This is a genomic window from Rhodoferax sp., from assembly GCF_034520025.1.
GTDB lineage: Bacteria > Pseudomonadota > Gammaproteobacteria > Burkholderiales > Burkholderiaceae_C > Allorhodoferax.
This window is the reverse complement of record NZ_JAXHNZ010000001.1, coordinates 504,394-523,931: the sequence shown is the minus strand read 5'-3', so window position 1 is coordinate 523,931 and position 19,538 is coordinate 504,394. Positions and strand designations below refer to the sequence as shown.

Here is a 19,538-nt window from a genome sequence, read left to right as displayed (position 1 = left end):
AGACCGCATGTCACGCAAAACTGCCCAAGACTTTGACCAAGAACTGCTCATTCTGTTTGATGCCTATGTGCATGGCATCGTGGACCGGCGGGGCTTTCTGGAGAAAGCGCAGAAATTTGCAGTCGGTGGTTTAACGGCAGCAGGCTTGTTGGCGGCGCTCAGCCCCAACTTTGCGGCGGCACAGCAAGTACCGAAAGATGACAAACGCCTGCTGACCAGCACGGTGGAGCTGCCATCTGCCGCTGGTTACGGCACGGTCAAGGGATATCTGGTGCGGCCTGCAGGCGTGACCGGCAAATTGCCAGTCGTATTGGTGGTGCATGAAAACCGGGGGCTGAACCCGCACATTGAAGACATTGCCCGCCGCGTCGCGCTTGAGGGGTATTTGGTTCTAGCGCCAGATGCACTCGCCCCATTGGGAGGCTACCCTGGCGACGAGGACAAGGCTCGAGCACTATTCGCAACACTGGACCAAAAGAAAACCGCCGAAGATTTTGTGGCAGCGGCGCAATGGCTGCAAGCGCACCCGGATTCCACCGGCAAGCTTGGCACCGTGGGTTTTTGTTATGGCGGCGGTGTGGCACACGCGCTCTCTGTGCGCTTGCCCGGCCTGTCAGCGGCCGTGCCGTTTTATGGCAACCACCCGGCGGCAGAGGATGCCGTCAAAGTGAAAGCGCCTTTGTTGATTCATTTTGCTGGGGTGGACGAGCGCATCAATGCTGCCTGGCCCGCGTATGAAGCCGCCCTGAAGGCAGCTGGCGCGCGCTACACCGCGCACCAATACGCCGGAACCCAACACGGCTTCAACAACGACACCACGCCTCGCTTTGACGCGACTGCTGCAAAGCTGGCGTGGGAACGCACCTTGGCATTCTTCAGCCAGACGTTGAAAAGCTAAGGGTTAGTCGCGGAACCGGTCATGGCCGCGGCCTTTGCCGTGGTGGCCATGGTGCGGCTTGTGATGGCCAAAGCCTTTGCGGTAGCCACGGTCATCATCGCGGTAGCCGGATTGGTAACCCGGGTGGCGAGGGCCACCCTGTGCATAACGCTCTGCTTGTGCATGGTCGTTCATGCCGCGTGCGATACCCGTGCCCGCAGCGCCGCCAATACCAGCCCCCACCACGGCGCCTGAACGGCCACCGACCGATTGGCCCACTGCTGCACCGGCAGCACCACCGACCGCACCGCCAATCATGGCGCCACTCTGATTGCGTCCGGGCGAGGTCGCGGCCGCACCTGTTGCGCCGCCGATAGCACCACCAATCACTGCGCCGCTTTTGCCACCGACACTTTGCCCCAGCACAGCGCCAGCCGCTGCACCAGCACCACCGCCCAGGATGGGCGTCCAGTCATTGGCGTGCGACAGTGGCGCCGCACACAAAGCTGCGGCCATCAGGGGGACCGCCATCCAACGGGAATGTGTCAAGGCACGACGGAGGGTAGACAAGTTCAACATGCAACAAGGGGCGAGGCCCGTACCGTTAAAAGTAACGGTTTATGCACTTTCAACGCGTGGATGTCTGCCGGGATGACGCGGATTACAGGTCTTTACACCTGTGGTTACTTGCTTACGTCTGGCCGAGGGCGCTTAACTCTGCGGATACGTGGCGCCATTGCACTGCAAACCGGTTGGTGGCGCCGCTAGGCATTGGGACGGAGAGCGCGTACTCGGTACCCGCCGTCACACTGTCGATGATGGGCAGCGACACGTAAGGTTGCACTTGCGCCGCCATACCCGCCAGACCTGCGCCGCCCAATACGACTGTTTTCACCGAGATGTCTTTGGCAGCCTCTTGGCAGGCTTGCGCCAGCAGCGCAATTGCAGACGTCGGGTTGTTAGCCAGCTCCACCCCACTGGGCGCCACAGTGTGGATAGCGACCAATTGCTCAGTGACACCCAATCCCCATGCCAGGCGCTCCAACATGGGTCGCCACTTGGCGCCCCCCGTGACAACGGCAAAGCCACCATGGCGACGTGCTTGAAGAAATGAAGCCTCCGCCAGTCCGGTCACCGGCGCAGCACTGGCCTCGCGCAGGGCCCAAAGCCCAGGATCGCCAAAGCAGCCAATCAGTACCGCATCCGGTAGCGCATGAGGCGCGGCACATTGATCTGTAGCCCATGCATCCAACAGCGCGTGACCAGCTACGGCATAGCTGGCTTCGCAGGCGATATAGGGCGCACCAAAGCGGGCCGTCACTGTATCGACGCGGACGCCCGGGCCAGCAATACCTTGCACATGGCCTTGCAGCAGTCCGCTGACAGACTCGGTGGTGTTCGGGTTGATAACCAGCAAGCGTCGCATTGCGATCAGGTACCCCTGCTGCCGGTGCCGCCAAACAGAGAGAGCAGATCCGGTGCGTCTTCGACCGTCTCTTTGAATTGCAGCTGCTGTTCCAGTAATGCAAGATGCTCACGCATCAGGCGAGCGCCCTCACGCGGGTCCCGCAAGCGAATGGCGTCGAGCAGGGCACGGTGTTCCTGGCAGCCGCACGAGGTAGCCTCTGCTTTGGCCTGCACATGGTTATCGCTGTAAGTCATCAAAATCAACGAGGTGCGCGACACCAGCTCCCGCAAGATGCGCCCCAGCGTCTGATGGTCCGAGGCGTTGGCAATGTGCAGGTGAAAGTCGCCCGAGAGTCGGATGGCACGGCGCATGTCGCCACTGGCCCGTGCTGCTTCCTCGTCGTCGATGCACTGACTGAGGGTAGCAATGTCGTCCGCAGTGGCGCTCACAATAAAACATTCGATGAGCGTAGGCTCGATCATGCGGCGCACCTCAAAGACTTCGCGCGCTTCTTTTTCAGTGGGTTGCGCGACCATGGCGCCGCGGTTGGGTGTCAGCGTCACGATTTGTTCGTTCGCCAAGCGCACCAGCACTGGCCGAATACGGGTGCGCGATACGCCGAAGGCGCTGGCCAGCTTTTCTTCAATGAGTTTGGTCCCGGGCGGTAGCCGGTGGTCCAGGATGGTGGCGACCATGCGCTCGTAGATCTCGTTCTCGGTCAGTGCTACAAAATCGCTCATGTGTCCCGCTTTGCATGCTGGCGTTTAGCCAAAAGGGTGGACAGCCCCACGGCCAGTCCCATCACAAGAAACGATACCACCATGGTCACTGTGCCCAGCGCGTAGATAGACGGTGTGGTCACGGTGGTGGTGAGGCCTTGTAACTCCAAGGGCAGGGTATTCACATCGCCGATCGCTTGCGAGGTGCGGGCAATTTCATCCCAGCTGAGGGTGAAGCCGAACATCCCTATACCGACTACCGAGGGCGCTATCAGCGGCAACACCACGTACCGGAAGGTTTGCCACGGCGTGGCACCCAGATCGCGGGCGGCTTCTTCATAAGCAGGGTTGAAGCGGTTGAAGATGGCGAACATGATCAGCAAGCCGAAAGGCAAGGTCCAGGTCAAATGGGCGCCCAGTGCCGAGGTGTAGATACCTAAGGCGGTGCCATAGGTTTCCAAGCTACTTTCCATGCCCGCCCACTCAAGTGCTTTTTTGATGCCGGAATCGAGCAGGCGGAACTCCAGGCCGATCCCTAGCGACACGATGATGGACGGCATGATCAAGCTCGCCACTACGGTAAAAAACAGCACGTTGGCAAAACGCAGCTTCTTACGAAATGCCAGACCTGCGAGCACGGAAAATCCGATCGTGAAACCCATCACGACCAGGCCCAATCCGAGGGACCGATACAAGGCCGCTCCGATATCCACAACGCCAAGTCCTTCAGCCAGTTTATGGAACCAGTGCAACGACAGCCCGCGCATCGGGAATGTCAGTCCACCCTCGGGGCCTTGAAAACTCAGGACAACGATGACCAACATCGGCCCGTACAAGAACAAAACGTAGGCACCGAAAAAAGCGGCCAGTAGCCAGAAAGCCGGAGTGCGTTTGTCGTGGGTCATGGTCACAGCTCTTTGCGGATATCGACCATACGGGTCAAGGCCCAGATGATCATGAGCACGATGGCGAGCAACACGACTGCGTTGGCCGCCGCCAGTGGAAACTGCAGGTAAGAGGTTTGCACCTGAATGATCTTGCCGACCGATGCAATCTGCTGCCCGCCCATGACGCCGATGGTCACAAAGTCGCCCATCACGATGGTGATGACAAAGATGGAGCCGATGATGATGCCGGTGCGGCACAGTGGCACGATCACATTCCACAGGGTTTGCCAGGCACTGGCGCCACTGTCGTTAGCGGCCTCCAGCAGGCTGCGGTCTATCCGCATCATGCTGTTGAAAATGGGCACGATCATGAAGGTGGTGAACAAGTGCACAAAAGCCAGCACCACCGAAAAGTCAGAAAACAGCAGCCACTCCACCGGTGTCTCCATCAAGCCCGCGCTTATCAGGGTGTCGTTCACCAAGCCGTTGCGGCCCAGCAGCGGCACCCAGGCAATTATGCGGATCACGTTAGACGTCCAGAACGGGATGGTGCAAATGACGAAGAGCACCACCTGCATGCCGCTGGACTTCACATGGAAGGCCAAAAAATACGACACGGTGAACCCGATCACCAAGGTCAGAGCCCAGACTAGTAAGCAAAACTTAAAGGTCGACAAGTAGGTCTTGAGGGTGACACACAAGTCGCCGTATTCATTGCGCGAGAGGCAACCTTCAAACACCGAGATATAGTTTTTGAAGGTAAAGCCCGGCAGCATTTCGTACTGGTTGTAGTCCCAGAAACTCACCATCAACACCAGGGCTAATGGAATCAAAAAGAAGAGCGCAAACACCGTGGTGAGCGGCAAAGCCTGCCACCAGGCCGCAAGGCTGCGGCCCGGGGCAGATGCCGCCGGAAGTGGGGGTGATGTGTTCGTGCTCATAAGTCAGTTGGTTTGTGATGTCCGGGAACACCGCGGGACTGGCTTTGCCAGACCGCTGGTGTTGCCCCCTTGAGGGGGGAACGGGCTACACGCAGTGAGCCCGGTCAGGGGTGGGTCACAAGTTACGCCGCGACGAACTCGTTCCATTTTTTGACCATGTAGGCGTTCTCGTCCATCACGGCGTTCCAGCAGGCGATGCCGCCCATGCGCTGTTCGTAGCTACCGCCGTCGCGCACTTCGCCCTTCTTGGCCAGCACGTCGCCGTTCGGGCTCTTGATGTCCTGGCTGGCAGGCTTGCCTTCCATCCAGTACGCCCATTCATAGGCTTCCATCTTGGCTTTGGCGGTTTCCAGCACAGCGCTGTAGTAGCCCTGGCGGTTCAGGTAAGCACCCGCCCAGCCGTCAAAGAACCAGTTGATGAACTCGTAGGCGCCATCAAGCTTGCGGCCGGACAGTGTGGATGGAATACCGAAGCCGGACGCCCACGCGCGATAGCCCTCTTTCAGTGGCTGGAAATTGCAGGCAATGCCCTTGGTGCGCACGGCGGTGACTGCGGGGCTCCACATGGACTGGATCACGACTTCGCCGGAGGCCATCAGGTTGACGGACTCGTTGAAGTCTTTCCACAGGCTGCGGAACTGGCCTTGCTTTTTGGCTTCAATCAGGGTCTTGATGGTGATATCAATCTCCTTCTTGGTCATGTTGCCCTTGTCGGGGTATTTGTAGATACCCATGGCTTCCACCACCATGGCGGCGTCCATGATGCCGATGGAAGGGATGTTCAGAATCGCGGCCTTGCCCTTGAATTCGGGGTTCATCAACTCGGCCCACGACGAGATCGGGCGCTTGATCAGGTCAGGACGGATGCCCAGCGTGTCGGCGTTGTACACGGTGGGGATGATGGACATGAATTGCGTGGGGCTTTTGGCAAACACTTTGCTCTTTTCGCCTTCCAGGAAGATGGTCTTCTTCGGCGCCGTGCCCTGGTCGCCCACGGCCTTGCCGGCCACCATGCCGGTGGTGAACAGGGTGGTGATCTTGTCCGCATTTTTGATGCGCTTGGTGTCGATGCCCTTCAGGTTGCCGGTAGGCACGATGTTCTTCAGGGAGAAGTATTCGGTGTCGATCAGGTCGAAGCTGTTGGGCGCAGTTACGGCACGCTTGGTCACGTCATCGGTGGTCACAGCCACGTACTGGATCTTGATGCCGGTGTCTTTTTCAAACCTTTCGCCAATGGCTTTGTCCTGGTTCACGGCGGTGCCCAGGTAACGCAGCACGATGGGTTCTGCAGAGTGCACTGCGGGGAACATGCCAGCGGCCAGAATTCCGGCGGTGCCTTTGAGCAAGCTGCGGCGCTGCACGGGGGCGGCGTTGGTGAGGGTGTCTTTCAGATCGTCAGCCATGAGAAAACTCCTAGTGGGTTACGGAGGGTTTGAAAACTTCTTGCGAAGACAGGGAAAAACAAGTGGCGCGTTCAGCGCGCAAGCGGGTGCGCAGCTTCAGGCGCCCAACGCAGCTGCACGGTCTCGCCTACGGCATAGGGCCGTGCGGTAAACGCGGATTCAGACAACATCACCGAGATGTCGGCGGTGGTGGATGCAGTCACTGAGGTGCCCGGGTTCTGCAGGCCCAGTAGCACGTAGGTGCCCTGGTATTCCACGTCGGTGATTAGCGCCATCTTGGTGTGCGGGGCAGCATGCTCGGCTTCGTGTTCGGGTACGACCTGCAGATGGTCGGTGCGCACGCCCACCTTGCCCTCAGGCGTCTCGATCACGTTGTGACCCCCCATGAAGCGGGCCACGAACTCACTGGCGGGCCGGTTGTACACCTCGTGCGGGCTGCCTACCTGCTCGATCACGCCGTGGTTCATCACCACCATGGTGTCGGCCAGGGCCATGGCTTCTTCCTGGCTGTGGGTGACGTGGATGAAGGTCAGGCCCAGTTCTTTTTGCCAGCGGCGCAGCTCGGCGCGCATCTGAATGCGCAAGAAGGGGTCGAGGGCTGAGAGCGGCTCATCCAGCAACAGCACACGAGGTTGGGTAATCAATGCCCGGGCCAGCGCCACACGTTGTTGTTGACCACCCGAGAGTTCAGTCGGTTTGCGGTCTGCCAGATGGCCCATGGCCACGCGTTCCAGCAAGTCTTTGGCCTTGGCGTGGCGCTCGGTTTTGCCCACGCCTTTCATCTTGAGACTGAAGGCCACGTTGTCCAGGGCGCTCAGATGGGGGAAGAGCGCAAAGCTCTGGAACATCATGGCGGTGCCACGCTCTGCGGCGGGCAGGTCGGTGATGTTGCGGTTTTCCAGCAGGATGTCGCCGTCAGAGGCCGACTCGTGCCCTGCAATCATGCGCAGCGTGGTGCTCTTGCCGCAGCCCGAAGGGCCGAGCAGGCAGCAGTAACTGCCGCTGGCAATGCGCAAATTGATGCTGTCCACAGCGGGTTTGCCCTGCGCGTAGCGCTTGGTGAGCCCGATGACTTCGATGGCGGCAGGTGCGATGGCGTTCATGCCACACCTTTACGCAAACCGCGTGCCAGCTTTGTACACAATGTTTTTCAAAGATTGTGTACAAAATGCACCGGCATTGTGCGGTGCAACACGCCTTGTGAGCAAAGCGGTGCGCGCGGCTTTGGTGCAAGCCGGAGAGCTTTTACCCGCTTTTACTGAGTCAAATCAGCCTCTGGCGCTCATGGAATGTGCGCAAGCAGCTCCTGATTTCATAGCGAACTCTGGTTGCTTATTTGTCGTGATTTGTTTTTTGTGCGGTAGCTAACGCCAGAATGACCTCTCGGGCGGTGTTTCGTGCCTTGGGCTCCAGGCGTAAATAAGCATCAAAGGTCTCGCGTTCTAGATAGCCCACGCCATCTTCCCAACGCTGTTTGCGTTCTTGAAGTGTTTTGCGTATCGCTTCGCCAAACTGCAAAACCTCGGGTTCGATGTTCAGAATTTCCGCCAGCACCAGCAGCTTGTCATGTGCAGGAATCGCCTCGCCTTTTAACCAACGTGATACCGCTTGGAACGTGACTGAGCGTCCCCAGTACCGCGTGTTGAACTGGGTCAACAAAACGCCCGGCCGCGGCTCCATGCCCGCGGCCACCATACCGTCCTTCAAACGCTGGGCGAATTCAATCTTGTTGTCCATCCGGCGAAAGTAGTTTCCGGTTGAACGACGGTTCAACTTAGTGTTGTACGATTAATTCAATCATTAGTTGAATTAATCACTCAACCGCAGTGGTCCGGCGGGAGGCCGGTTGCTGCGGCAACACCCATGCCCAAATCCCTACTAGAACAACTCCCCGAGATCGTGGCCCAGGGCCGCAAAGAAGCCGAAAAAATCCTAGAGAGCATTGAGAGCCGGCACCGCGTGAGCCTGCAAACCCGTGAAGTGGTGCTGCCCGCCAAAGACGCGGCGGCCACCGACTGGATTACGGCCCAAGCCCGTGCCGACCGGCGTGAAGTCTTTGCACCGGGGCAGGGCAGCTTGTTGGAGAGCGCGCAGCCGCTGCTGGGTACTGAGCAGGTCGAAGCACCGTGGGCCAACCGCCTGATCTATGGCGACAACCTGTTGGCCATGGCCGCGTTGCTTGCGGGCGACGACACCACGCCCAGCCTGCGCGGCAAGGTCGATTTGATCTACATCGACCCGCCTTTTGACAGCAAGGCCGACTACCGCACCAAGGTCACGCTACCGGGCTTGGAGCTGGAGCAAAAGCCTACGGTGATCGAGCAGTTCGCCTACTCCGACACCTGGAGCGACGGCACTGCGTCGTATCTCGCCATGATCACGCCGCGCCTGATCCTGATGCGGGAGCTGCTCGCGGATACGGGCTCCATCTATGTGCACTTAGATTGGCATGTGGGGCACTACGTGAAGTTGGTGTTGGATGAGGTGTTTGGGAAAAAGCAATTTCGAAATGAAATTGTTTGGCACTACTCCGGATGGAACAAGTCCTTATTGAATTCTTTCGAAAAGAGACACGACACAATCTTTCTCTACGGAAAAACTGAAGGTCAATTTTTCGCGTCTTACGCAGAGCCCTACAAATCGAAAGATGAGTATCTTGCTACTCGTAAGCAAAAACTCTACACAGATGAATCAGGGCGTGAGTACACGCTGGATACCCGCGATGGTGGAACTCGTCAAACGGCAATCTACTTGGAAGAGTCACTCGCACGTGGCAAAGTCGTAGATGACGTTTGGAAAATTGACAAGATCAACAACTCTGCGAAGGAGTCGCGAAATTACGCGACGCAAAAGCCTGAGAGTTTGATAGAGCGAATTATTAAAGCGTCAACCAAAGAGGGTGCCCTCGTAGCAGATTTCAACGGAGGCTCAGGTACTACCGCCTCTGTCGCTGAAAGTCTGAATCGTCGGTGGATCACCACTGATCTCGGTAAGCCCGCCTGCATGATCATGCGCAAGCGCCTGATCGACCTAGAAGCCAAGCCCTTCCTGTACCAAGCCATTGGCGACTACCAAGTGGAGGCCGCCAAGGCCACACTGGGCCGGGACTTCCGCATTGGCGACCTGTCGCACATCGTGCTCTCGCTCTACGGCGCACTGCCCCTGCCTGCTGACGTGAACCCGCAGCGCAACTTGGGCCAAATTGCAGGCTTGGAGTTCGGCGGGCGCCGTGGCAGCAAGACGCTGGTGCTGGCCGACTCGCCCAACAAGCTCACCGGCATGGCCACGCTCAAAAAAGCCATCGCCCAACGCGACAACCTGCTGGGCGGCTGGGACAAAGTGGTGGTGTTAGGTTGGAACTTTGAGCCCAGCATTGGCGAGACCATTACTGCACTCAACGATTCGCGCCTTGAGGTGCTGGTGATTCCCCCCGACCTGATGGACCGGCTCAAAAAGAAAGGCGGCATCGACAAGCTGCGCGGCCAGGTGCGCTTCTCTAGCTTGCAGTACCTCACCATCCACCCCATTTCGCGCAAGCCTGACGGTGATAACGAGACCCTGACCGTACAGCTTAAGAACTATGTGCTGCTCTCGCCCGAGGCCATCAACTTGGACGACACCAACCGCCTCAAGCTGCAGCAGATTGCCAATGCCGAGCCCCTAGCCCTGATTGAGTACTGGGCGGTGGACCCAGACTACGACGGCAAGGTATTCCGCTCAGTTTGGCAGGACTACCGGGGCAACACCGCCAACGATGCCGATGCGCTGCGGGTAGTTACTACGGCGACAGTGACAGCCCCTGTAAAGGCCGGGCCGCGCACGGTGTGCGTACGCGTGGTGGATGTGTTCGGCTTTGAGGCCGAGGTGGTGACGATGGTGGGTGCCGCATGAGCGCCAAGGCCGAAGATCAACTGGCCCTGGCCGCAGGCCTTACCGCCAAGACCCAGCAACTGTGCCTGGGCCTAGAGTCTGGCGCGGCGGACATTCTGGAATTGGTGACACCGACCACCGCCGAGCTGTTGCTGTGGTGGTTTGGTGAAGACATGGTGCTAGCCCGGCAGGGGCTTAACTTCCACGCCGGGCAAAAGCAGGCCATCCTGAACGCCATCGTGGCCCACGAAGTACTGGGGCATGAACGCGAGCACTGGACGCTACTGGACTTGTACCAGGCCTGCGCGCCCGATGCATTGCTGACCGGAAACCGCATGAACGAGGTGGCCTCACCCAAACACGCCCACCCCAAGTACTGCTTCGAGATGGCCACGGGCACAGGCAAAACCTGGGTGATGCAGGCGCTGATGGTGTGGCAGCTGCTGAACAAGACGGCTGCCTCGGCAGAAGGCATCAACGATGCGCGGTTTACACGCCAGTTCATGGTGGTGGCGCCGGGGCTGATCGTGTACGAGCGGCTGCTGGATGCGTTTTGCGGCAAGCTCGTTGCGGGCGGCACGGGGCGTGACTTCAGCACCTCGGACGTTTTCAAGTTTGCCGACCTGTTTGTGCCCGAGGCCTACCGCGATGCGGTATTTGCCTTTGTGCGCGGCAATGTGTGCAGCAAAGCCGAGATTGGCCTCAAGGCTACGGGCAACGGCATGATTGCCATCACCAACTGGCATCTATTGGCCGAGGGCGATGTGCTGGATGACACGGTGGAAGATGTGGAGGCCTTGGGTGCGCCGCTGGACCCGCACTTGGTGGTGGATGCAGTGCTGCCACTCACGCCGGGTCGCGCCACAGGCAACAGCCTGGACGTGCTGGACCGCCGCTATGCGCGTGGCAATGTGCTGGAGTTTTTGGCGGGCTTGCCGGAGCTGATGGTGTTCAACGACGAGGCGCACCACATCCATGAATTCAAGAAGGAAGGCGAAACCACCGAGGTGGAATGGCAAAAGAGCCTGAGCCGGATTGCCGCCATCAAGGGGCGGCGGTTTGTACAGGTGGACTTTTCGGCCACGCCTTACAACGCTGTGGGCAGCGGTAAGAACAAACGCAAGCTGTACTTCCCGCACATCGTGGTGGACTTTGACCTGAAAAGCGCCATGCGCGCCGGACTAGTGAAGTCTCTGGTGCTGGACCGGCGCAAAGAGATTGGCGCGCTGCCGTTGGAGTTCAAAGCCGAGCGCGATGAATCTGGCAACCCCACGCTGAGCGAGGGCCAGCGCGTGATGCTGCGCGCAGGCTTGAAGAAGCTGCGCAAGCTGGAAGCCGACTTTGCCAAGATCGACCCAAACCGGCACCCCAAGATGCTGGTGGTGTGCGAGGACACCACCGTGTCGCCGCTGGTGGCCGCCTTTCTGCAAGAGCAAGAAGGGCTAAGCGACGAAGAGGTGATGACTATCGACTCCGGCAAAAAGGCGGAGTTGGGCGAAAAGGACTGGGCGCCCGTGCGTGAGCGCTTGTTCAGTGTAGACAGCCATGCCACTCCGCGTGTGATCGTGAGCGTGCTGATGCTGCGCGAGGGCTTTGACGTGAACAACATCTGCGTCATCGTGCCGCTGCGCTCCAGCCAGGCGCAGATTCTGCTGGAGCAAACCATTGGCCGGGGCCTGCGCCTGATGTGGCGCGACGATGAATATACCGACCTGAAACGCGAGAACCGCGAGCGCATCAACGCCGGGCAAGAGCCGGGCAGCCTGATCGACGTGCTGTCCATCGTGGAGCACCCGGCGTTCCAATCGTTCTATGACGAGCTGCTGAACGAAGGCTTGGCAGGCACCACGGGAGACGATACCGACGACACCTCCAGCACCGGCGATGTGCTGGCGGCAGAGCTGCGGGATGGTTTTGAGGCGTTTGACTTTGGCATTCCCTTCATCCTGCAAGAGGCGGATGAACTGCATGCCCATGATGAATTGGACGTATCGGCACTGCCGACATTTACCACTATGAGTGTGGACCAACTCACCGGCATGCTGGGCAAGGGCGACACCTTTATCTCACAGGACCTGCAGAGCGCCACGCTGTTCGGCGACTACCGGGTGGACGGCGCGGTGATGAATGTGGGTGGCTACAACGAATACCTGTCGCGCCTGACCCGGCGCATCAGCCAGGCGCTGAGCGAGCCCATGCCCAAGGGCAACAAGATTGCCACCCATTTGGCCAAACCGTATCTACAGGTGAACACGGCGGAGCTGACGGGCTGGTTGGACGACTACATCTGGACCGCTTTATTTGGCGCCACCTTCAACCCGCTGGAGGGCGAAAACTGGCGCGTGTTACTGCTGCAGCCGGTGGTGGACCACATTACCAAGGTGTTTGCGGTGGCCTTGCTGGAATCCGAGCAAAAGCACACCACCGGCCAGACCGAAGTGCATCTGCGAGCTTTGAGCGAAGTGCCCAAGCTGATGCTGCGCGAGAGCCATTCGGTGGAGGTGAGCAAGTGCATCTACACCCGCCTGGGCTGGCCTGCCCGTAACGGCGGCTTGGAGCGCGCTTTCATTCATTGGGCGCAGGCCGACACGCAGGTGCAGGCGTTTTGCAAGATCAGCGAAAACCGCCACACCTTTGCCCGACTGCGGTATGTGAAAGAAGACGGCTTGCCCGCCTTCTACTCCCCCGATTTTCTGGTGCGCACAGCAGACGCGGTGTACCTGGCAGAAACCAAGGCGCAGCAGCAAACGGCGCACCCCAACGTGCAGCGCAAGCTCAAGGCAGCGCTGGCGTGGTGTGAGCGCATCAACGCCCTCACGCCCGGGCAGCGCGGCGGCCCACCGTGGCACTACGTGCTGCTGGCAGAAAACGTCGTCTACGAGTGGCAGGGCAAAGGCGCGCGGCTGGCAGAGCTGCTGGACTATGCGCGGCTGCGGCCTTTGGCGGATGCGTCACTGCAAGAACGCTTGCTTTGATTCATATGAAATCAGGTCTTGGCGCTCATGGAATATGCGCAGTCGGCTCCTGATTTCATAGCGGATTCAGTGTTTGACAGCGCAAGTGCTGAAACCAAAGATGGCATACGGCGGGCACCAACCCATCAAGCCGGTGGCCAGGGGCACGGCGCCCAGCCAACCCCACCATCCCACGGTGCCAGTGGCGGCCAGGCCGATGAGTACGGCGCCAGCGCCGATACGGACGATGCGGTCAATACCGCCGACATTTGCTTTCATGGAATCACTCCTTGGGTTGGTATGGAGTGATTGGACGCCCTTGGGCCATAGAAGTATGTGACCTAGGTCACGCAGCCTTCATCCAGTCAGTATGGCGCTCAGCCCCCGCTGGCCTGTGCCCGCAAGGCTTGGCTGTTCAAGATGTGGATATGTTCCCGTCCCAGCGTCAGCCAGCCCTCCCGCTCAAAGCGGCGCAGTAGGCGCGTCACCATTTCGCGCACCGTGCCCAACTCGTCGGCCAGGGTTTGGTGCGAGAGGTGCAAGTCCTGCCCTCGCCCCACCAGGGCATTGGCCAGGCGCTGGTCCAGCTTCTGGAAGGCCACCGCATCGATCAGGCTGGTCAAGTCGGCCATGCGTTCGGCAAACAGGCCCAGCACGAGGTTGCGGAAGGCGGGTGTGTCCAGCCACTGGGCAAAAGTGGCGGGGCTGATCATGACCAGCTCCGTCTCCCTGGTGCTGACGCCATGTGCGCTGAGCGCCTGGCTGCGGAACAGCGACGCACTGCTCACCAGGCACAACTCGCCCGGCACTACGCGGTACAGCTCCAGGTGGCGACCGTCACTGGCACGACGTGCTACTCGTACCTCGCCGCGCAAGACCAGCGGGAAGCCCTGGCAGGGCTGGCCTTCGGAGAACAGCTCGGTGTGGTCCGGCACCGTCATGCTGTGCCCTTCCGGCCCCAGTGCCGTCAGGGCGGGCGACACATCGGCCAGCGCGGGGTACAGGTTGAGGATGGCGGTGGACATAGATTGTGGTGTTTTAGTGCTCTAGCGCTCGTGGAATTTGCGCGAGTAGCTATGAATTAGATAGCGGCTTAATGTTACCTGCGAGATCATCGAGGATGGGGCAGTCCGGTCGGTCATCCCCATGGCAGCAGTGCAGCAGGGTGGACAGCGTGCGCTGCATGGCCTGCATGGCGGCGATGCGCTCGCTCAACTCGTCCATGTGTTTTTGGGCGATGTTTTTGACGTAAGCGCTAACGCGGCGCTTGTTTTGCCACAGACCCACCAGCTCGCCAATCTCGGCCATCGAGAACCCCAGGTCGCGGCAGCGCTTGATGAAGCGCAGCGTGTGCACGTCGGCCGGGCTATACAGGCGGTAACCGCTGTCAGTGCGACACACTGTTCCCAGCAGGCCTAGCGACTCGTAGTGCCGCAGCATCTTGGCGGACACGCCGCTTTGCCGCGCTGCTTCGCCGATGTTGACCGGTTGAGTTGATGCCCCCACGCTTGCCACTTCGTGTGCTGCGCTGCCCCCCATGGGGGCGCGTTTCGCCTTGGGGCGGCCCAGCGGCGAAACCCCACCTTCAGGCTGCGACGGCATAGCCTTCTTCGGCTATCGCCTTAGCCAGGGTTTCGCGGGCTTGGGTGGATTCGACTTCTACCAAGTTGGCGCTGCGGTCAATCTTTACTTGGGCTTGGGCGTCCACATCCTGGATGGCGCGGGTGACGGCTTTTTCGCAGTGGCCGCAGGTCATGCCGGTGACGGTAAAGGTTTGGTTCATGGGGACTCCTTCGATAGTGAATCGAAGTATTGTGAACCTTGCCATGGTGGGAGGGTCAAGCACTGTGGGGTTTGGCTTGCGCGCCATGGGTGGTGGCGCAATAATGGCGCAATTAAGAATGAATGCGCCATGAATACGCCAAATCACGCCACGCTTGAATCAGATGCGCTTCGCTTTATCGCCCGATGCCCAGCAGGCCTGGGCATGGATGCCTTGTGTGCCGCGTTCCCCTCGGTACCCAGACGCACCCTGCAGCGGCGCATGGCCACCTTGGCGCAGGCGCACGCCGTGGTGCTGGAAGGCAAAGGGCGGGGGGCCCGGTATGTGCTGGCGACCACCAGCGCACAGACAGTGCCTCAGCCCGTTGCCCCCGTGCTTGCGCGCGAACCCGGCGCGGACTATCCGACTGACGCCTACGTGCCCACCTCTCCCGAGGGTGAGGCCATCAAGGCCTATGTGCGCCAGCCGCGCCACTTGCGCAAGCCCGTGGGCTACCAACAAGCGTTTCTGGAGGCCTACGTTCCCAATGTCACCGCCTACCTGTTGCCAGAGCTACGCGCCCAGCTTCACACCCTGGGCCAGTCACCCGCCGCGCAGACCCCGGCAGGCACTTTTGCGAAAGACATCCTGAACCGCTTGTTGATTGATCTTGCTTGGGCGTCTTCCCGGCTGGAGGGCAACACCTACAGCCGTCTGGACACCGAGCGCCTGATTGCCCAGGGCCAAGTGGCCGAGGGGAAAGACGCGGTGGAAACCCAGATGATCCTGAATCACAAAGAGGCTATTGAATACCTGGTGCACGACCCCGAGCGCGCGAGTCTGACGCCCGATACGGTGATAGCGCTGCACGCTTTCCTATCCGATGGGTTGATGGCCGACCCTGCCGCAGTAGGCCGTCTACGGCAGCGAGCGGTCGGCATTGGGGGGAGCGTGTATTTGCCCTTGGCCTCGCCGCAAGGGATACAAGACCTTTTCGGGTTTGTGTTGGAGATGGCGGCAGAGATTGCAGACCCATTCGAACAAGCTTTCTTTCTGATGGTGCACCTGCCCTACTTGCAGCCCTTTGAAGATGTGAACAAACGCGTCTCGCGCCTGGCGGCCAACATTCCGTTCATTCAGCACAACCTGTGCCCGTTGTCGTTTATTGACGTGCCCCAACAAGCCTACGTGGACGCTATGCTGGGCGTGTACGAACTCAACCGGGTGGAGTTGCTGCGCGATGTGTTTGTGTGGGCCTACGGGCGCTCTTGCCAGCAGTACGTGGCGGTGCAGCAAAACATGGGCAAGCCGGATGTGTTTCGCATGCGCTATCGGCGGGAACTGAGTGACGTAGTGGCCGCCATGGTGCGAGGGATAGCGCCTGCGACCGAGGAGGCCCTGCTCAGGCGTATGCCCCTGGAAGTGGCACAGGCGGATCAATCGGGTTTTACGGCGCTCGCATTGCTTGAACTCAAGGCGCTGCATGCAGGTAATGCGGTGCGTTTTGGGTTGCGGCCGTTGGAGGTGGAAGGGTGGCGGAAAGCGCTAATTGGAAGTACCACTGGTATGCGGCCATGAGCCGGCGCTATAACCTTCGCCGTACGCTGCTTGAATCGCTTGCCCTGTCTGAATTTGAGTCACTTTCAGTTCCGCTAAGACTTGCTTGTGACGGGCTTCCGCTACGGCGTTCTGGGTAGCCTGTTCCAGTTTCCCAGACAATTCTTTTAGTGTGTTTAACAGCTCTAGCTTCTTCGCTGGCGTCTTGGCCAACGACATTGCTTTTGCTATTTTTAAAATCTCTGGATCGATAGGTGGTGTCGGTAATTCCCGCATCGGCGGCACTCCAATTTGAATTTTTCGCGTAATGCGATTGACTGTCGCATATTCCTGGGTAATTGAGCTTACAGACATTGGTTTCTGAATGTCGCCATTCGGTTTGAATGAAGGACACCTATCCAAAATAGGCGCTTGACCTTCCTACCATGGCAAGGCTTACGCTCTGCCCATGAACACTGAAAATCCCTCCGTCAACCCGTCCTCCACGACCATCGATATCGGCATTGGCGGCATGACCTGCGCATCGTGTGTGATGCGGGTGGAAAAAGCGTTAAAAAAAGTGCCGGGTGTGGACAGTGCCACGGTAAATCTGGCCACCGAGTCCGCCCGCATTGCGGTGCATGACGCGGGCATGGAAGCCCGTTTGCGTCGCGCGGTGCGGGACGCAGGTTACGAGCCGCTGGCGCCGAGTGCGGCCATTGACGCGGTGGATGCCTCGCCCTGGGCGGGCTTCGGGCCGGTGGGCATCGGCCTGGCGCTTTGCACGCCGCTGGTGCTGCCGATGGTGGGTGACCTGTTTGGCAAAGACTGGATGTTGCCCGCGCTGTGGCAGTTTTTGCTCGCTACGCCGGTGCAATTCATCCTGGGAGCACGTTTCTACAAGGCCGGTTGGCATGCTTTGCTGGCACGCAGCGGCAATATGGATTTGCTGGTAGCGCTGGGCACCACGGCGGGTTGGGCTTTGTCCATGTGGCTGTGGCTGACTGCGCCGGACCACAGCGCGCACGGCATGCCCGCCATGGAGCCGCACCTGTACTTTGAAGGCAGTGCCGTGGTGGTGACGCTGGTGTTGCTGGGTAAGTGGCTGGAGGCCCGCGCCAAGCGCCAGACGACGGCCGCCATTCGCGCCCTGCACAGCCTGCGGCCCGACACGGCGCACCTGATCGGCCGCGATGGCGAGGTGGATGTGCCTGTGGCCGAAGTGCTGGTGGGCGACAGGCTGGTGGTGAAACCCGGCGAGCGTTTTCCGGTAGATGGCACGCTGCTCGAAGGCCGCACGCAGGTGGACGAATCCATGTTGACGGGCGAGCCTCTACCGGTCACCAAAGAGGTGGGCGCCAAGCTCACCGGCGGCAGCATCAACGGCGAAGGCCGCGTGGTGTTGCTGGTGCGCGCGGTAGGCGTGGACACAGTGCTCTCCAGCATCATCCGCCTGGTGGAAGACGCGCAGGCCGCCAAGGCGCCTATCCAGCGCTTGGTGGATAAGGTGAGCGCAGTGTTTGTGCCGGTGGTGCTGGTGATTGCGCTGGTCACGCTGCTGGGCTGGTATTTCACCGGCCACAGCTTTGAAGTGGCCTTGATTCACGCGGTGGCGGTATTGGTGATTGCCTGCCCCTGCGCGCTGGGCCTTGCCACACCGGCCGCCATCATGGCGGGCACCGGGGTGGCGGCCAAGTTCGGCATTTTGATCAAGGACGCGCAAGCGCTGGAAGTGGCGCGCACCGTGCGCGTGGTGGCCTTTGACAAGACCGGCACGCTCACCATAGGCCAGCCACGCCTCACCGCGCTGGTGCCTGTGGGCATGGCAGAAGACGAAGCACTGGCCTTGGCGGCTGCGTTGCAAAGCGGCAGCGAGCACCCGTTGGCCCGCGCCGTGTTGCAGGCCGCCAAAGACAAAGGACTCTCTGTGGCCGCACCTACCGATGTGCAAGCCGTCGCCGGCCGGGGGATGCAAGGCAAAGTGGGCGAGCGCGGCGTCTTGCTGGGCAGCCTGCGCTGGATGGCGGAGCTGGGGGTGGACATGGCGCCGGTCGCAGCGCAAGCGGCGGGTTTGCAGAAGCGCGGCGCCACCGTGTCGGCGATGGCGGAGCAACAAGTCGATGGTGTACAGCTGCTGGCCCTGCTTGCGTTCGCGGACGAACCCAAGCCCGGTGCCAGGGAAGCGTTGGCCACCTTGAAGGCCCGCGGCATCCAGACTGTGATGATTTCCGGTGACAACCGCGGTGCGGCCGAAGCCATGGCCACACGGCTGGGCTTGGACGTGAAGGACGTGTTGGCCGAGGTGTTGCCCGGCGACAAGGCCGCGAAGGTATTGGAACTGAAGGCGGGCCGAGGCGGCGTAGCTTTTGTGGGTGACGGTGTGAACGATGCCCCCGCGCTGGCGGCGGCCGATGTGGGTATGGCCATGGCCAACCCCCACGGTGGCGGTACCGATGTCGCCATGCACGCGGCGGGCATCACCCTCATGCGGGGCGACCCGCTTTTGGTGGCTGCTGCGCTGGATATCAGCCGCCGCACGGTGGCCAAAATCCGGCAAAACCTGTTTTGGGCCTTTGCCTACAACGCGGCGGGCATTCCGCTGGCGGCGCTGGGCTACTTGAGCCCGGTGGTGGCAGGTGCGGCCATGGCGCTGAGCTCGGTGAGCGTGATGACCAATGCCCTGCTGCTCAAGCGCTGGACGCCGGAGCAGGGTGGCAAGTAAGCCGCTGAATAGTAGTAAAAAGTGCCTTTGGCGCTCATGGAATCTGCGCGGTTAGCTCCTAAAATGTGAGCAAACTTCAAGGCACCCATGCAATCCCTGCTGCTCACTACCGGTCTTTATGTGCTCACCGCGATCGCCGAGATCGTGGGGTGCTACCTGCCATGGCTGTGGCTGCAGCAGCGCACACCGGTGTGGGTGCTGCTGCCGGCGGCGGCGTCACTCGCTTTGTTTGTTTGGCTGCTTACCCTGCACTCCGCTGCCAGCGGCCGGGTGTATGCGGCCTATGGCGGTGTGTATGTCGCCACCGCGCTGGTGTGGCTCTGGTGGGTGGATGGCATTGCGCCGACCCGCTGGGATCTGCTGGGCGCAGGCTTGGCTTTGGCCGGTATGGCGATCATCGTACTGGGGCCGCGCGCCCCGGTATAACTGAGGTCAAAACAGGGCACGGTGCCTCGTGGG

The 19,538-nt window shown here is 60.3% G+C and carries 19 protein-coding genes; 6 read left to right on the top strand and 13 right to left on the bottom strand.

What is annotated here, in order from left to right; genetic code table 11:
* Positions 1-7: 7 nt before the first annotated feature.
* On the top strand, positions 8-898 hold the full coding sequence (locus U5L73_RS02515; RefSeq protein ID WP_322560883.1) for a dienelactone hydrolase family protein: 891 nt from the start codon (positions 8-10) through the stop codon (positions 896-898).
* A gap of 3 nt (positions 899-901) precedes the next feature.
* Here U5L73_RS02515 and U5L73_RS02510 read toward each other — a convergent pair whose 3' ends face one another.
* The 8 genes from U5L73_RS02510 to U5L73_RS02475 all read right to left on the bottom strand — a co-directional run bounded on the left by U5L73_RS02510 (position 902) and on the right by U5L73_RS02475 (position 7,972).
* Positions 902-1,447 (bottom strand): glycine zipper domain-containing protein, encoded by a 546-nt coding sequence (locus tag U5L73_RS02510; RefSeq protein WP_322560882.1) that lies wholly within the window; start codon positions 1,445-1,447, stop codon positions 902-904.
* 121 nt (positions 1,448-1,568) lie between these two features.
* Positions 1,569-2,303, bottom strand: a complete 735-nt coding sequence (locus U5L73_RS02505) for an aspartate/glutamate racemase family protein (RefSeq protein ID WP_322560881.1) — start codon at positions 2,301-2,303, stop codon at positions 1,569-1,571.
* A 5-nt stretch (positions 2,304-2,308) separates the two neighbouring features.
* Positions 2,309-3,025, bottom strand: coding sequence for a GntR family transcriptional regulator (locus U5L73_RS02500; RefSeq protein ID WP_322560880.1), 717 nt, complete (start codon positions 3,023-3,025; stop codon positions 2,309-2,311).
* Complete coding sequence (locus U5L73_RS02495) at positions 3,022-3,909, bottom strand: ABC transporter permease (protein WP_322560879.1); 888 nt, start codon at positions 3,907-3,909, stop codon at positions 3,022-3,024. Before U5L73_RS02495 ends, U5L73_RS02500 begins: the two co-directional genes overlap by 4 nt.
* 2 nt (positions 3,910-3,911) lie before the next feature.
* Positions 3,912-4,832 (bottom strand): ABC transporter permease, encoded by a 921-nt coding sequence (locus U5L73_RS02490; RefSeq protein WP_322560878.1) that lies wholly within the window; start codon positions 4,830-4,832, stop codon positions 3,912-3,914.
* 122 nt (positions 4,833-4,954) lie between these two features.
* Complete coding sequence (locus tag U5L73_RS02485) at positions 4,955-6,235, bottom strand: ABC transporter substrate-binding protein (RefSeq protein ID WP_322560877.1); 1,281 nt, start codon at positions 6,233-6,235, stop codon at positions 4,955-4,957.
* 71 nt (positions 6,236-6,306) lie between these two features.
* Positions 6,307-7,338, bottom strand: a complete 1,032-nt coding sequence (locus U5L73_RS02480; protein ID WP_322560876.1) for an ABC transporter ATP-binding protein — start codon at positions 7,336-7,338, stop codon at positions 6,307-6,309.
* A 229-nt stretch (positions 7,339-7,567) separates the two neighbouring features.
* Positions 7,568-7,972, bottom strand: a complete 405-nt coding sequence (locus tag U5L73_RS02475; protein ID WP_322560875.1) for a transcriptional regulator — start codon at positions 7,970-7,972, stop codon at positions 7,568-7,570.
* A gap of 126 nt (positions 7,973-8,098) precedes the next feature.
* Between U5L73_RS02475 and U5L73_RS02470 the strand changes: the two genes are divergently transcribed.
* Entirely contained in the window at positions 8,099-10,126 is a 2,028-nt protein-coding gene (locus tag U5L73_RS02470; RefSeq protein WP_322560874.1) for a site-specific DNA-methyltransferase, read from the top strand.
* On the top strand, positions 10,123-13,080 hold the full coding sequence (locus tag U5L73_RS02465) for a DEAD/DEAH box helicase family protein (RefSeq protein ID WP_322560873.1): 2,958 nt from the start codon (positions 10,123-10,125) through the stop codon (positions 13,078-13,080). Before U5L73_RS02470 ends, U5L73_RS02465 begins: the two co-directional genes overlap by 4 nt.
* 66 nt (positions 13,081-13,146) lie before the next feature.
* On the opposite strand, the gene U5L73_RS02460 is transcribed toward U5L73_RS02465, so the two are convergent.
* The 4 genes from U5L73_RS02460 to U5L73_RS02445 all read right to left on the bottom strand — a co-directional run bounded on the left by U5L73_RS02460 (position 13,147) and on the right by U5L73_RS02445 (position 14,842).
* Positions 13,147-13,338 carry a DUF2892 domain-containing protein gene (locus U5L73_RS02460; protein ID WP_322560872.1) on the bottom strand — a complete coding sequence of 64 codons (192 nt, stop codon included), beginning with the start codon at positions 13,336-13,338 and terminating at the stop codon, positions 13,147-13,149.
* A 98-nt stretch (positions 13,339-13,436) separates the two neighbouring features.
* Entirely contained in the window at positions 13,437-14,084 is a 648-nt protein-coding gene (locus U5L73_RS02455; protein WP_322560871.1) for a Crp/Fnr family transcriptional regulator, read from the bottom strand.
* Positions 14,085-14,133: 49 nt separating this feature from the next.
* Positions 14,134-14,598 carry a Cu(I)-responsive transcriptional regulator gene (gene cueR / locus U5L73_RS02450; protein WP_322561917.1) on the bottom strand — a complete coding sequence of 155 codons (465 nt, stop codon included), beginning with the start codon at positions 14,596-14,598 and terminating at the stop codon, positions 14,134-14,136.
* 46 nt (positions 14,599-14,644) lie between these two features.
* Entirely contained in the window at positions 14,645-14,842 is a 198-nt protein-coding gene (locus tag U5L73_RS02445) for a heavy-metal-associated domain-containing protein (RefSeq protein ID WP_322560870.1), read from the bottom strand.
* Between the two features lie 129 nt (positions 14,843-14,971).
* Between U5L73_RS02445 and U5L73_RS02440 the strand changes: the two genes are divergently transcribed.
* Entirely contained in the window at positions 14,972-16,399 is a 1,428-nt protein-coding gene (locus U5L73_RS02440; RefSeq protein ID WP_322560869.1) for a Fic family protein, read from the top strand.
* Here U5L73_RS02440 and U5L73_RS02435 read toward each other — a convergent pair.
* The gene (locus tag U5L73_RS02435) at positions 16,367-16,732 is read right to left on the bottom strand and encodes a hypothetical protein (RefSeq protein ID WP_322560868.1); all 366 of its coding nucleotides are present in this window, start codon (positions 16,730-16,732) and stop codon (positions 16,367-16,369) included. The genes U5L73_RS02440 and U5L73_RS02435 overlap by 33 nt on opposite strands.
* A 94-nt stretch (positions 16,733-16,826) precedes the next feature.
* On the opposite strand from U5L73_RS02435, the gene U5L73_RS02430 reads away from it, so the two are divergent.
* Together U5L73_RS02430 and U5L73_RS02425 are read left to right on the top strand one after the other, a co-directional pair.
* Positions 16,827-19,079, top strand: a complete 2,253-nt coding sequence (locus U5L73_RS02430) for a heavy metal translocating P-type ATPase (protein WP_322560867.1) — start codon at positions 16,827-16,829, stop codon at positions 19,077-19,079.
* Positions 19,080-19,166: 87 nt separating this feature from the next.
* Complete coding sequence (locus U5L73_RS02425; RefSeq protein ID WP_322560866.1) at positions 19,167-19,505, top strand: YnfA family protein; 339 nt, start codon at positions 19,167-19,169, stop codon at positions 19,503-19,505.
* Positions 19,506-19,538: the final 33 nt, after the last annotated feature.

What these genes read in the sequence shown, in the direction of transcription:
- U5L73_RS02425 (WP_322560866.1), top strand. Translation starts at nt 19,167, where the DNA reads ATGCAATCCCTGCTGCTCACTACCGGTCTTTATGTGCTCACCGCGATC.
- U5L73_RS02430 (WP_322560867.1), top strand. Translation starts at nt 16,827, where the DNA reads ATGAACACTGAAAATCCCTCCGTCAACCCGTCCTCCACGACCATCGAT.
- U5L73_RS02515 (WP_322560883.1), top strand. Translation starts at nt 8, where the DNA reads ATGTCACGCAAAACTGCCCAAGACTTTGACCAAGAACTGCTCATTCTG.
- U5L73_RS02500 (WP_322560880.1), bottom strand. Translation starts at nt 3,025, where the DNA reads ATGAGCGATTTTGTAGCACTGACCGAGAACGAGATCTACGAGCGCATG.
- U5L73_RS02505 (WP_322560881.1), bottom strand. Translation starts at nt 2,303, where the DNA reads ATGCGACGCTTGCTGGTTATCAACCCGAACACCACCGAGTCTGTCAGC.
- U5L73_RS02455 (WP_322560871.1), bottom strand. Translation starts at nt 14,084, where the DNA reads ATGTCCACCGCCATCCTCAACCTGTACCCCGCGCTGGCCGATGTGTCG.
- cueR (WP_322561917.1), bottom strand. Translation starts at nt 14,598, where the DNA reads ATGGGGGGCAGCGCAGCACACGAAGTGGCAAGCGTGGGGGCATCAACT.
- U5L73_RS02470 (WP_322560874.1), top strand. Translation starts at nt 8,099, where the DNA reads ATGCCCAAATCCCTACTAGAACAACTCCCCGAGATCGTGGCCCAGGGC.
- U5L73_RS02445 (WP_322560870.1), bottom strand. Translation starts at nt 14,842, where the DNA reads ATGAACCAAACCTTTACCGTCACCGGCATGACCTGCGGCCACTGCGAA.
- U5L73_RS02435 (WP_322560868.1), bottom strand. Translation starts at nt 16,732, where the DNA reads ATGTCTGTAAGCTCAATTACCCAGGAATATGCGACAGTCAATCGCATT.
- U5L73_RS02475 (WP_322560875.1), bottom strand. Translation starts at nt 7,972, where the DNA reads ATGGACAACAAGATTGAATTCGCCCAGCGTTTGAAGGACGGTATGGTG.
- U5L73_RS02480 (WP_322560876.1), bottom strand. Translation starts at nt 7,338, where the DNA reads ATGAACGCCATCGCACCTGCCGCCATCGAAGTCATCGGGCTCACCAAG.
- U5L73_RS02460 (WP_322560872.1), bottom strand. Translation starts at nt 13,338, where the DNA reads ATGAAAGCAAATGTCGGCGGTATTGACCGCATCGTCCGTATCGGCGCT.
- U5L73_RS02485 (WP_322560877.1), bottom strand. Translation starts at nt 6,235, where the DNA reads ATGGCTGACGATCTGAAAGACACCCTCACCAACGCCGCCCCCGTGCAG.
- U5L73_RS02440 (WP_322560869.1), top strand. Translation starts at nt 14,972, where the DNA reads ATGAATACGCCAAATCACGCCACGCTTGAATCAGATGCGCTTCGCTTT.
- U5L73_RS02465 (WP_322560873.1), top strand. Translation starts at nt 10,123, where the DNA reads ATGAGCGCCAAGGCCGAAGATCAACTGGCCCTGGCCGCAGGCCTTACC.
- U5L73_RS02490 (WP_322560878.1), bottom strand. Translation starts at nt 4,832, where the DNA reads ATGAGCACGAACACATCACCCCCACTTCCGGCGGCATCTGCCCCGGGC.
- U5L73_RS02495 (WP_322560879.1), bottom strand. Translation starts at nt 3,909, where the DNA reads ATGACCCACGACAAACGCACTCCGGCTTTCTGGCTACTGGCCGCTTTT.